The organism is Sphingobacterium lumbrici, from assembly GCF_006476045.1.
Taxonomy (GTDB): Bacteria; Bacteroidota; Bacteroidia; order Sphingobacteriales; family Sphingobacteriaceae; genus Sphingobacterium; species Sphingobacterium lumbrici.
The window spans coordinates 227,284-239,681 of record NZ_SRZY01000028.1 but is presented as its reverse complement, the minus strand read 5'-3'; the positions used below and the strand labels follow the sequence as shown (position 1 = coordinate 239,681).

At 43.7% G+C, this 12,398-nt stretch carries 11 protein-coding genes; 8 read left to right on the top strand and 3 right to left on the bottom strand.

Annotated features, from left to right (window positions below; all coding sequences use genetic code 11):
* The first annotated feature begins 7 nt into the window (after positions 1 to 7).
* From E4F24_RS10760 to E4F24_RS10725, 8 genes are all read left to right on the top strand, one after another.
* Complete coding sequence (locus E4F24_RS10760) at positions 8 to 775, top strand: ABC transporter permease subunit (protein ID WP_140938699.1); 768 nt, start codon at positions 8 to 10, stop codon at positions 773 to 775.
* Between the two features lie 103 nt (positions 776 to 878).
* On the top strand, positions 879 to 1,808 hold the full coding sequence (ric, locus tag E4F24_RS10755) for an iron-sulfur cluster repair di-iron protein (protein ID WP_140938698.1): 930 nt from the start codon (positions 879 to 881) through the stop codon (positions 1,806 to 1,808).
* 11 nt (positions 1,809 to 1,819) lie between these two features.
* Positions 1,820 to 2,653, top strand: coding sequence for a DUF2249 domain-containing protein (locus E4F24_RS10750; RefSeq protein WP_140938697.1), 834 nt, complete (start codon positions 1,820 to 1,822; stop codon positions 2,651 to 2,653).
* A gap of 10 nt (positions 2,654 to 2,663) precedes the next feature.
* The gene (locus E4F24_RS10745) at positions 2,664 to 3,941 is read left to right on the top strand and encodes a hypothetical protein (protein ID WP_140938696.1); all 1,278 of its coding nucleotides are present in this window, start codon (positions 2,664 to 2,666) and stop codon (positions 3,939 to 3,941) included.
* Positions 3,925 to 4,254 carry a metal-sulfur cluster assembly factor gene (locus E4F24_RS10740; protein ID WP_140938695.1) on the top strand — a complete coding sequence of 110 codons (330 nt, stop codon included), beginning with the start codon at positions 3,925 to 3,927 and terminating at the stop codon, positions 4,252 to 4,254. The genes E4F24_RS10745 and E4F24_RS10740 overlap by 17 nt, the downstream gene beginning before the upstream one ends.
* A gap of 121 nt (positions 4,255 to 4,375) precedes the next feature.
* Positions 4,376 to 6,496, top strand: a complete 2,121-nt coding sequence (locus tag E4F24_RS10735) for a ribonucleoside triphosphate reductase (RefSeq protein ID WP_140938694.1) — start codon at positions 4,376 to 4,378, stop codon at positions 6,494 to 6,496.
* The gene (gene nrdD / locus E4F24_RS14070) at positions 6,477 to 6,656 is read left to right on the top strand and encodes an anaerobic ribonucleoside-triphosphate reductase (RefSeq protein ID WP_140938693.1); all 180 of its coding nucleotides are present in this window, start codon (positions 6,477 to 6,479) and stop codon (positions 6,654 to 6,656) included. The genes E4F24_RS10735 and nrdD overlap by 20 nt, the downstream gene beginning before the upstream one ends.
* Complete coding sequence (locus tag E4F24_RS10725) at positions 6,637 to 7,317, top strand: anaerobic ribonucleoside-triphosphate reductase activating protein (RefSeq protein WP_140938692.1); 681 nt, start codon at positions 6,637 to 6,639, stop codon at positions 7,315 to 7,317. The genes nrdD and E4F24_RS10725 overlap by 20 nt, the downstream gene beginning before the upstream one ends.
* Positions 7,318 to 7,446: 129 nt before the next feature.
* Here the strand turns inward: E4F24_RS10725 and E4F24_RS10720 are convergent, their stop codons facing one another.
* From E4F24_RS10720 to E4F24_RS10710, 3 genes are all read right to left on the bottom strand, one after another.
* Positions 7,447 to 8,349 (bottom strand): hypothetical protein, encoded by a 903-nt coding sequence (locus tag E4F24_RS10720; protein ID WP_140938691.1) that lies wholly within the window; start codon positions 8,347 to 8,349, stop codon positions 7,447 to 7,449.
* A 26-nt stretch (positions 8,350 to 8,375) separates the two neighbouring features.
* A complete protein-coding gene (locus E4F24_RS10715; RefSeq protein WP_140938690.1) occupies positions 8,376 to 11,408 on the bottom strand; it encodes a TonB-dependent receptor in 3,033 nt (1,010 codons plus the stop codon).
* A 75-nt stretch (positions 11,409 to 11,483) separates the two neighbouring features.
* Positions 11,484 to 12,371, bottom strand: coding sequence for a FecR family protein (locus tag E4F24_RS10710; protein WP_140938689.1), 888 nt, complete (start codon positions 12,369 to 12,371; stop codon positions 11,484 to 11,486).
* Between the last annotated feature and the right edge of the window lie 27 nt (positions 12,372 to 12,398).

Here is a 12,398-nt window from a genome sequence, read left to right as displayed (position 1 = left end):
AGAAAACATGAAGAAGATCATCAAATATGTCATAGCAGATATTCTCAAAAGCCGTACTATCATCGTCTACACGCTTGTATTACTAGCGCTATCGATCAGTATTTTTAGCATGGAAGACAATGCCGACAAAGGTGTAGTAAGCCTACTTAACATCGTATTGCTTGTTGTACCTTTGGTTAGTACTATTTTTCCGACCATCTACCTATACAACAGCAGCGAATTTATCGAACTATTAGTCAGCCAACCGCTTCGGCGGCAAAGTATCTGGATAAGCATCTTCATAGGCCTGGCAGCCGCGATGGGCTTAGCTTTCCTGATCGGCGTAGGAATTCCTATACTGTTTTATTCCTATAGCATTTCCGGCATCACACTCATCATCAGCGGAATGGCATTATCGATCATTTTCGTTTCTATTTCCCTGTCGGCGGCAGTCCGTATCCGGGACAAAGCCAAGGGAATCGGATTAGCCATCCTTCTTTGGCTGTATTTCGCCCTGTTGTTTGATGCCCTTGTGCTCTTTCTCTTGTTTCAGTTTTCTGACTACCCGATTGAAAGCGCGATGATTGCAGTATCCATGCTCAATCCGATTGATCTTTGTCGGATCCTGATATTACTTCAGGTAGACCTGTCCGCCATGATGGGTTATACGGGTGCTATATTCCGCAGTTTCTTCGGTACAGATGCAGGAATGATCATCACAGCAACCATTATGGTACTGTGGCTTGCACTGCCACTGTGGCTGTCTATGCGCTTTTTTAAAAAGAAAGATTTGTAAAGAAGAAGTGGAAAGGTTAATGGAGTTAAAGGGTTAAGAGGTTAGAAGGTTAGAAGGTTAAGAGGTTAAGAAATTAAAAATTATACATTAAATACATATAGCCATGATAAAAACAGCAATTTTAGATGTAACCCGTATTGAGCCGAGGCTCAAACATCCCACTATTTTCGATCATTTTGACAGCTTAGAGCAGGGAGAAAGTTTTTGTATCCTCAATGATCATGATCCCAAGCCTTTGTACTATCAGCTCTTAGGCGAACGCGGAAATATCTTCACTTGGGAGTACCTGGAGTCAGGCCCCGAATATTGGCGTGTCAACATTGCCAAGCCTGCTGTCCAAGACGGCTCGCCTACTGTCGGCGAGATAGCAGCAAAGGATATCAAAAAGGCAGAAGTTTTCAAAAAACTCGGCATTGATTTCTGCTGTGGCGGAAAAAAAACACTACAAGAAGCCGCCCAATCTGTTGGGTTGAACAAAGAGCAATTGCTCCAAGAGCTGGAAAAAAGCACATCAATGCCATCAAATGGTACACAACACGATTATTCCACCTGGGATCTCGGATTTTTAGCCGATTATATCTATAATATCCACCACAAGTATATTCGTGAGCAAGGACCTATTATTGAGCAATTGGCCGATAAGGTTGCCGTACGCCACGGAGCCGAGCACAATGAGCTCATTACACTTGCCGAAGAACTGCACGATCTGATGGAAGACCTGTATCAGCACCTTCAAAAAGAAGAAGAAAAACTATTCCCATTCATCAAACAATCTGAGAAAGACGAGTACACCGAGAAGCAGGTTGAAGAAATCATACAGGCGATGGAACATGAGCACGAATCCGCAGGAGAAGAACTACGCCGCTTCAGGGCACTGACAAAAGACTATACCCTGCCAGCCAACGCCTGTAATTCATACACTTACCTGTACGAAAAAATAAAGGAATTTGAAGCAGATCTATTCCAACATATCCATCTGGAAAATAATATCCTATTTCCCAAAACTATCGAGATAGCAAAACAAACAGCATAATATTGTCTATCATGAAGATTACGCCACACACCAAGATATCTGCTATTATCAAAGCCAATAGCCATAGCATAGCAGCCATTGCTTCTATCGCCAAACCCTTTCAAAAACTGAAAAATCCGATCTTGCGACGCCTGATGGCTCCACGGGTAACAGTAGCTGAAGCGGCTGCTATTGGAGGCTGTACGATAGCCGATTTTAAACGTGTACTGGAACCTTTAGGCTTTATCATAACCACAATAGACCAGAAGGGGACTGAAAACCATATCGGGGGAAATGCCCCCGTATGGTTCAGTTCGCTCGCCGAATCACAAACAGACACATTTGATGTGCGGCAGATCATCGATCAGGGCGATGACCCTTTGAAAACGATTATGCAACGTTATCACCAGCTTCCGATCGGGCATGCGCTCTGTATTATCAATAGCTTTATCCCCTATCCCTTACTTCAGGTCTTGGGTAAAAAGGGAGCTAGGCATTATATACAATCACCTTCCGACACGTTACACCATACCTGGTTTTTTAAAGAAGTCGCTCCGGCAAAGCCCGAAAAAATATCAAACGATCATATTACGATACAGATACCCTCCTCCTTTGAAAAAAAACTGGCGGACTATGAACCCCAATACCGGATTGAACTTGATGTACGGGCATTACCGATGCCACAACCGCTGGAAGCTATTCTCCAAGCCATCCCAAAGCTGAAACCGCATGAAATTCTATATGTGTACCACAAACGTGTACCCTTACATTTGTTAGAAGAACTAGAAGGTACAGCATACAACATCCTGCTGTGCGAATATGCTGACGATGATATCCGTCTGCTTATTTCTTATGAAACCGACTAAAAAATCAGATATGGCAGACCTATTCGTACATCGTGCACCCAAAAGTTTAGCAGTCATTCCTTTTTATGCCACTGCGGCTGTCTTTTTTCTCGGCTTGAGTATCATGCTATTTCTCTCGTCCGCTGAATTAACGGGGCATTACTTCCATCCACACCTATTGGCTATTGTACATGCTACGGTGTTAGGATGGGGTACTATGATTATTCTCGGTGCCGTCTATCAACTATTGCCGGTTCTCTGTGAAAGCGATCTTTACAGCCATAAGCTCGCCTTTACCTCTTACCTACTTCTATTAGTCGGTACGCTTATGCTGGTCTGGTGCTTTTGGGTATTTCAATCAGGTCCGTGGTTGATTACCGCAGGTGTACTCGTGGTACTGTCCACATGCCTCTACCTGTACAATATCTGTGCAACGGTTATTCAGTCCGGTAAATCCACCGTCTACCAATATTTCATTGTCAGTTCAGCCATCTGGCTATTACTCACGACTGTAGCCGGGCTACTGCTAGCCATCAACCTCACCTATACGTTTATACCACGCAACCACATGGATATGCTTAAGTTACATGCCCATGCAGGTATTATAGGTTGGTTTCTACAGTTAATCTGTGGTGTAAGCGCAAAGCTTGTGCCGATGTTTTTATTGGGGAAATCCAAGCGTTCGGGGTTACTATATCTTGCGCTAATATTGCAAAATATGGGTTTGACCTTGTTTTTATTCCATGCCTATTTCCGCCAAATAGATGGTATGGCATTTGTCCACATAGCGTTGGTTAGTATCGGTATTATCCTGTGGGGTATATATATTGCTGAAACCTACATAAAACGGATAAGAAAAAAAATAGACGCACTTATGATACATACCCTGCTCAGCTTTGCCTTCAAACCATTGGCAATCGGGGCGCTGCTGATGACATTTGCTTACACCGATACCAAATGGAGCAATCTCTACGGTATATTGATCTTATTCGGCTGGATAACAGGTATTATCATCAGTAAAACATTTAAGACACTCCCTTTCATCGTGTGGAACAACCTGTACAAAGATGTACACGGAAATGCACAGATCCCACTTCCCAAGAACCTCTATAACCAAAAGCTAGTCGTCTGCCAATCCTACCTCTTTGCGATCGCCATCAGTGCTTTATGTGTAGGAATTATTATTGATCTTACCTGGTTTCTACAGGTAGCCACCGCATTGTGGGTCGCACTGGCATTCCTCTATTGTTATAATGTAGCCACTGTTATTTTTCACAAATCCCGTATCCATCATGAACATCACACTTAATGATCCCTATGCCAAAGAGCAACTAAAAGCACAAGTCGCGTTGATGCAGGTAATCGACCCCGAATTGGGCGTCAATATCATCGATCTGGGATTAGTATATGCTGTTGATTTTTCATCAACAGCGATCATCCGCATCGACATGACATTCTCAACACCACATTGTCCGTTGGGCGACGCTATAAAACAAGGTGTCGTGCACGCCATGACAACGGCCTTTCCCGATCACAAGATCGATATCAACATCGTATGGGATCCCGAATGGAACTACGACATGATCACCGAGGCCGGCAAACAACAGCTTGGTTTAGATTAAAGGAAAATCACCCTTTTTTATGTTTACAGTCATAAAATTGCGGACACATAAAGGTTAGCTTTGTTCAACAGCCATACAATATCGCTATCATGGCTTTTTTAGACACATTTCACCAAACGATATGAAACAAGTTATCAAAAGAAACGGCATATCCAAACCTTTCCAAGCCTATAAAATACAAGATGCGATCGCAAAATGCTTCATCAGTGTATCACAGCAGCCAGACGATGCCGTATTCAATCAAGTCATGGAGCAGTTACAAGCCGCACAAAGCTGGGCCGTGGAGGATATCCAAAACCTGATTGAACATACACTCTACCAACGCGGACATTATGATGCCATGCGATCTTTCATGCTATACCGACATACCCGTAAGATGCAACGGGATCATTCCGAGATTTTCAATCCCTACACCACGTACGTAGATAGCACACAGACCATTTCGGAATATGTACAACAAACCGATTGGCGAATCAATGCCAATGCCAATACATCCTATTCCAATGCCGGATTAGTGAATAATACAGCAGGCAAGATTATTGCGAACTATTGGTTAGATGCAGTCTATAGCCCAGAAGAGGGAGCCTTACATCGGAATGGGGATATCCATATTCACGATCTGGACTGCCTTACAGGTTACTGTGCAGGCTGGAGTTTACGGGTACTGCTCAACGAAGGTTTCAACGGTGTCAGGGGGCGGGTCGAAAGCCGCCCTCCCGCACATTTCAGAGAAGCACTTGGTCAAATGGCTAATTTCCTTGGCATCCTGCAAAGCGAGTGGGCTGGAGCGCAGGCGTTCAGTTCGTTCGATACCTACCTCGCGCCCTATGTTTTTCTTGACCAACTAACATACAAAGAGGTGTACAAAGCCATCCGCAGCTTCGTCTATAACCTCAATGTACCCGCACGCTGGGGACAATCCCCCTTCACCAATATTACACTCGATTGGACCGTACCCGAGGATCTCCGGGATCAGATTCCTACACGCGGCGATGTTCACCTCTTTTCCGGGGTTACCGATACTTATCTCCTAAACCTTATTCAGGAAAAAGGTGTTACGCATCCAACGGATCTATGTTACAAACATTTCAAAAAGGAAATGGACATGATTAACAAAGCGTACTATACGATCATGACAGAAGGTGATGCGTATGGACAGCCATTTACCTTTCCTATACCCACGGTCAATATCACCGAAGATTTTGACTGGCACAGTGAGAATGCCAAACTGCTGTTTGAAAATACGGCAAAAATAGGTTCCTCCTATTTCCAGAATTTCATAGGCAGCCAGTATCTTATCGATGATCTGGGCAACAAGATCGAAAATCCCGAAGCCTATAAGCCCAACGCGGTGCGGAGTATGTGCTGCCGCCTTCAGCTCGACCTGCGGGAGCTCCTTAAGCGAGGTAACGGTCTTTTTGGTAGCGCCGAGATGACGGGAAGTATTGGTGTCGTGACGATCAATATGGCCCGATTGGGTTATCTCTTTGCCGGAGAAGAGGAAAAACTCTATCAACGTCTGGATGAACTGCTGCTGATTGCCAAATCTACACTCGAAAAAAAAAGATCCTGTATACAGGAACTCTACGACAGAGGATTATATCCCTATACAAAACGGTATCTATCCCACTTTCGCAATCATTTCTCTACCATTGGCGTGAACGGTATGAACGAGATGATCCGCAACTTTTCACAAAATCAACAGGATATCGCATCCCTGATAGGTATTGCCTTTGCCAAGCGCATATTAAATCATATCCGCATCCGTATGCAGGAATTTCAGGAAGAAACCGGCAACCTCTACAACCTCGAAGCTACGCCTGCTGAAGGCACCACTTATCGTTTCGCAAAAGAAGACTTCAAACGCTTTCCTGAGATCCTACAGGCCGGAACATATCCTAATATCTATTATACCAACAGTTCGCAAATTCCCGTAGATTATACCGCTGATCCATTCGAAGCCTTACTCCTACAGGATGAACTCCAATGCAAATATACCGGAGGAACTGTACTTCATCTCTATATGAGCGAGCGTATTAGCTCCCCCACAGCCTGTCTCAGTTTTGTACAGACCATTATCCGCAACTTCAAATTACCTTATATCACCATCACACCCGTTTTCAGTATCTGTCCGACACACGGCTATCTCAATGGCGAGCATGAATACTGTCCGAAATGCGACAATCTTATTTTAAATAATCATCAATTAAATACTTTACACCATGAACATACAACAACATGAGAAAATCCTCGCACAGCATGAGGATAAACGGAGTAAATGTCTTGTCTACACACGGGTCATGGGTTATCACCGACCAGTAGAAAGTTTCAACATTGGAAAAAAAGGCGAACATCAGCAGCGTACACATTTTAGGGAGTTCCATGCAAAAACCGATTTATAGCATTACCCCTTTTACACTACTCGACTACCCCGATCACACAGCCTGCATCCTTTGGTTTGCGGGCTGCAATATGCGTTGTTTATACTGTTACAATCCGGAGATTGTATTGGGCAAAGGAACGCTGACCATTGAAGACACATTGCAATTCTTAGCATCACGAAAACATCTGTTAAACGGTGTTGTATTCAGTGGCGGCGAATGCACCTTACACTCCGGTTTTCCGGAGATGGTACGTGCCGCAAAAGAAATGGGGTTTCTGGTAAAAATCGACACCAATGGCTCCCGGCCAAACGTACTGGAAGCACTAATCCATCAAGGATATGTAGACTATGTTGCATTGGATTTTAAAGCCCTTGCAAAATCCTATGCCGGCATTACACGTTCTCATCTGCACGCCGACTTTGAAAAAAGCCTGCATCTTCTTCAGGAATCTCGCATCAACTTTGAAGTACGTACTACATGGCATCGTGACCTCATCAGCACCACTGAGCTGCATGAAATGGTCAGTTACTTATCAGCACATGCCTATCATGGAACATATTATGTACAGCATTATGTAAACCATGTAACCACCCTTTCTCCACTACCCTTTTCCGTACCAATCACCGATTCCTCTCTCTTTTCGACAGCGCAGATAGAGGTTGTCTTCCGCAGATCCTAAACTATTTTACGATTATCCAACTTCTTGTTACCAAAAGTCAGCGATGGCAAACAACAAAAAGCCCCCTTTCAACTGTCGTGATATTCCATAACAATAAAAGGAGGCTTTCTTCTATGCTGCTATACTATACTACCATCTGTAAATACTGATATAAGGTTTAAGCCCGCTCTTTTTCTGTATTTCCGTACTCGTCACAAATCCAGATCCGTCCGGTGCTATTGCGATCCCTTCACTTTGATGTTCGGGACGATGTTTAATCAACGTAGGCTGTTGCGACATAAGCATCGGTAAAGATTCTTTCGCTTTTCGTTCCCACAAATAGATACCGGGCTTCGTCCGCAGCATGACAAACCGTCCATCCCGACTAATATCACCAGCTGTCACTCTTTCCAGCGGGAGTGTCCCCATCTTCTCTGCAAGCAGTAAGGTATCCGCAGCTACAGAAGTAATATCAAAAGGCAATCGGTACAGCCCACAGTTTTCCTTTTCCTTGCTTACGATCCATAAACCATTGTCTATCGGATCAAAAAAAAGCGTTTCGGCATTCAACGGACCCGAAGGATACTGAAAAGAAATACGTTCTACTTCGACTTCCATGTCTATCTCCAGCTGTTTAGGTTCTTCAAAACGGTAAAGATAAACCTCAGCATACTTTTGTGCATTATCCCCAATATCGGCAAGGTAAATATAAGAGCTGCCGGAGGGATGTGCGATCACGGCAATATCCTCCCAGTCTCTGTTTTCGACACCTTTAAGCCAAATCCGGGCTTTCGTTTTTCCCTGCAGGTCAAAAACGGTAATCTTATTTTCACATTTGCTATCCTCATGCGTATACAGAATACCGTTGTGGTATTGGCTAAATGCCAATCCCGAAGACTCCATGAGCACGGTATCTTCAAGATGAACGATGGAAGGAATAGAATCAGGTGTCAGCACCGATACCGACTCCAATCCTATTTGATTTTTTGCTTTTGTTTGACATGTACCAAAGCACAAAAGTGCAGTCAAACACAGGATATGAGATATATTCATTGTTTTTGTTGTAAGATGATTAATCATTAAAAAGAAGAAAACCGAAGGCCTAAATTACCCCATGTACCGTAGTTTCGGTCATTATCCGGCCGCCCGTCACGATACCCGGTAGAAATCGGTGCATTGGTCATGTTATTTATCCCTAAGAATAGAGACAGGTGTTTGGTTAATCGTTGAGAGGCCGAAAAATCCAATTGCGCGCGGCCCCTTTCCATTCTGTCCTGCTCAGGCGTACCACCTAATGAACTCACAAACTGTTCGTAAAAATTCGCAGCTATACGACCCGAAAAACCATATTTTTCGTATGATATCGCCACATTACCCGAGCCCGGTCTCGCATCGGGTAACATTACCCGTTCTCCATTTTTTTCATTCGGCGCACGCATAGAAGACCATAACCTCGTATAATTTGAATAGACTCCGAAACCGTTTAAGAAACCCGGTAAGAAGGTAAACTGCTGCTGCCAAGCCAACTCGATTCCATACACCTTTGCATCCTTGCCATTTCGAGGAGTTTCGATCGTCCAGCCATCCCATTCGCCACCTACCTGATCTACTTTTTCTTTATAAACCTTGTCTCGTACGTCCTTATGAAAAGCCGATAGTGAGATTAGCCCCACCGATTCCAGATAATGCTCTGCCGTGAAGTCTAAATTAGTCGCAGAAGCCTGTTTTAAGTTCGGGTTTCCACGTTTAATATTACCGTTTTGCTCGCGTGCTTCTTCCCAGGGAACCAAATCGAAATATCCCGGACGAGATAAGGAACGTGTCATTGCAAAACGTAGATTAGTGCGGTGGTCCAAGGCGTATCTCAAATTAATACTGGGTAAAAAACCGTCAAAATGATTCGTGGAAACAACTTCTAAATCCTCTTTAAACACATCTTTCACGCCTAATTTAAGTACAGATCCCGTATAGTCTATTTGTGTGCGCTCGTAGCGTACACCCGCAACTACAGCAAGTTTACGAATGGTCCAGTTCACCATACTATATACCGCCATCAGCGATTCACCACCCGTATAGGTATCGGGAATTGAGTTTCGGATACTCCCCGCTTCGTCAAAGGAAAACAAATCCGGATTTTGTTGCAGGTATGTGTACGATTTCAGTGCATCAGGAAAAAGATCCAGATTATAGCTATTCTGAAAAAAATCATTACGCTTGAAACTCGTTGTTAGACCTTCCAATGTTAATTTATTAACCGACTTGTACTCGTCTTCAGAGCGGTTGCGCTCGTTAGATTTATTCCGGTATCGTCCCCCCATTTTCCATATACCTTTGTCTGCACTAAAAAGACGGAAAGGATGCTGCATATTTAGACTGATGTTCAGATCCCGATCCGTACTTTTCTCTTTTCTATCCCGCAGGTATTTCTGCTCAAAAAGACCAGCCTGGTAAACATCCTCTTGATCAAAACGAATCTGAGGTGCTTGAGGGTCACTCAGATCAATATTTCCGCTTAATTTTTTCTGTTCAAATAAGCTACGGTAATTTCGATCCGTTTCATAGAATCCATTAGCGTAACTCATGTCGTAGTCGACTCCCAATTGTCCAAAAAACTTCTTCCCTCCGGTAGACAGCATGAGCGTATTCCGCTCCTGATGACGGTACCATCCATCGCCTTCAATGATAATATCATCCGCATGGTCTATAGCTGTGTACTTTTTGATACCGAAATTTTGATTGTGCTGATATTGTTCGTCGATGTAGCCATTGTAACTTCCCCGCAGGTAGAATTTTTCGTTATCATTTAGGTAGTAATTCAGTTCCCCTTGGATACCCAGATTTTTGCGCTCTATATCTGTAGCTTCCAATTCAATACCCTTTAACAAGGTGTACAGGTCTTCGCCACCAAACGTACTACCGTATGACTTCTTGATCCGATCCTCACCTCTTCCGGTTTTGGAATAATTGGCCCCCATTACATACCCCCATTTATTCTGCCGTTGTCCCCAGGTTAGGCCGGCAATATAATTTTCCTTAGCAGACATAAAATTATGTCCTCCCGATACATTGGCATCGAAAAAGCGTGATCCGCTCGGAGGGTTCTTGGTTACAATATTGACGGTTCCGGCCGTACCGTCTCCTTCCATATCGGGTGTCAAGGTCTTGTGTACCTCAATACGCTCTACCGTAGAAGCCAGAATACCGTTTAGATCCACTACCCGATACCGCGGTTCGGTAGATGGCATACGGTTGCCATTTATACTTACCGATCCATCTTCTGCCTCCAGACCGCGCATGATAACAGATTGTGGCAGTCCATACGAATATGCCATAGTAATACCAGGTACACGTTGTAAGGCTTCGCCAATTGTGAGATCAGGAAAGCGTTCAATTTGTTCCTTCGAAAGAACATATTGCATATTAGGCGCTTCGCGCATGGCACTTAGCGCCGTTACCTCTCCCTTTCGCATCCCTTTTACCTCTACTCCGGTCATTTCATGCGTAGAAGGAAGCATTTTCACCGTAATCGGATTTTGTACCGGGGTGGTTCCCAGATCCAGAGCAAACTGTTCATACCCCATATACCTAACCACCAAATTATATGGTCTATCATTTGGAACCACAAATCGGAAAGATCCATCCGCACTTGTAATGCTGTTGTGCCCCAATGGTATTACTTCCACGTTAGCAAAGGGGAGCCGCTCTCCGTTTTGATCAGTAACATGCCCTTGAATAATCCGCTGATTTGGCTTTTCGTTCTTATTCTTTTCCTGCTGAAACAATAATACACTACGGCCATCTAGTTTATATCCAATTGAAAAATTCTCAAGCATCTGGTCTAGAATAACGGGTAAAGTCGTTTGTTTATACGATTTTGCAGTCCCTTTTGCATTAGCCGGTATAAGACCGTTCTTGAATTCCAGGGTATATCCATAGCTTTTGGCTACCCGCTCTAAACTCGAAATAAGGGGTTCAGCCTGTAGCTGAATATCCATCTTTTTATCTGTCTGCGCAACGGCATCCGGTACAACTGTTAAAAACAACAGGAATAATTTAACATAGAACGACCATCCGTTGGTCCATCCCAGCGTTTTTTTTAAAAATAATTTCATACTTTTGATTGAGGTTTTAAATAACTATTTAATGTTTAATTTATCTTACCGTTCTGTTGGCCCAGAACGGTTTTTTTATTTATACACTTCTATAACACCATTGACACGCCTTGATTTCAGGCCACCTATCGTTTCCAATTTTTCTAAATCACGCTGAAGGGATTTCCGATCAAACGTAACCGTATACTGCTCTTCACCAGGTATTTTACAGGTTATATCCACATCATACATCCGCGATAAGTCCTGAAGAATCCGTCCCAAATGTTCTTGCTTATAGACTAATTTCCCATAGATCTTGCTATCTATATCGCTCACATCTTCTTCCATGATTTGGTAGCGTCCCGAGGCCAGTTGATACACTAGTTTTTCACCTGCTGCCAGGTGCAGCTTCTCCAGTTGATTCGCTATACCGCTCACTTCCACCAATCCGGTTTTTACAGCAACCTCACGGTCATCATCATTACTGTAGCTACGCACCCGGAAAGAAGTACCCAACACGCGAATAACATGGATATCGGTATGAATACGGAACGGATGTGCCGTATCCCGCTTTACATCAACAAAAATTTCCCCCTCTTCCAACAGCAATTCCCGATTACTTGCCCAGTGCGCCGAATCCAGACTTACGCGACTATCGGCAAATAAATAAAGCAGGGAACCATCGGGCAAGGTGATCTCTTTTGATTCACCACGCTGTGTTTGATATTGATGGCGTACATATTCGACCTTTGCCGATTCTGTGTGCAGGTGATTAACCATATACATAGCTGTTATACCTACAAGAAGAAAAGAAGCCGCAATAAGCTGCCAGACTTTGATGCGCTTTTTCGGTCTAATCCGTGCGCTAATGCTATTCCATATTTTCTGTTGACGCAGGTTCCTATATTCCTGATTATCTAACACAGGAATAGGTGTACTTTCATCCGCCTTATTGTACCAGTCTTCGAATTCGTTATCTTCCATATTCTATTGCGATCATTCCATGATGTT

Bases quoted from the DNA above. Each gene is read 5' to 3' on its own strand.
- E4F24_RS10725 (WP_140938692.1), top strand. From the start codon at position 6,637: ATGCAAAAACCGATTTATAGCATTACCCCTTTTACACTACTCGACTAC.
- E4F24_RS10735 (WP_140938694.1), top strand. From the start codon at position 4,376: ATGAAACAAGTTATCAAAAGAAACGGCATATCCAAACCTTTCCAAGCC.
- E4F24_RS10745 (WP_140938696.1), top strand. From the start codon at position 2,664: ATGGCAGACCTATTCGTACATCGTGCACCCAAAAGTTTAGCAGTCATT.
- E4F24_RS10760 (WP_140938699.1), top strand. From the start codon at position 8: ATGAAGAAGATCATCAAATATGTCATAGCAGATATTCTCAAAAGCCGT.
- E4F24_RS10715 (WP_140938690.1), bottom strand. From the start codon at position 11,408: ATGAAATTATTTTTAAAAAAAACGCTGGGATGGACCAACGGATGGTCG.
- E4F24_RS10710 (WP_140938689.1), bottom strand. From the start codon at position 12,371: ATGGAAGATAACGAATTCGAAGACTGGTACAATAAGGCGGATGAAAGT.
- E4F24_RS10750 (WP_140938697.1), top strand. From the start codon at position 1,820: ATGAAGATTACGCCACACACCAAGATATCTGCTATTATCAAAGCCAAT.
- ric (WP_140938698.1), top strand. From the start codon at position 879: ATGATAAAAACAGCAATTTTAGATGTAACCCGTATTGAGCCGAGGCTC.
- E4F24_RS10740 (WP_140938695.1), top strand. From the start codon at position 3,925: ATGAACATCACACTTAATGATCCCTATGCCAAAGAGCAACTAAAAGCA.
- nrdD (WP_140938693.1), top strand. From the start codon at position 6,477: ATGAACATACAACAACATGAGAAAATCCTCGCACAGCATGAGGATAAA.
- E4F24_RS10720 (WP_140938691.1), bottom strand. From the start codon at position 8,349: ATGAATATATCTCATATCCTGTGTTTGACTGCACTTTTGTGCTTTGGT.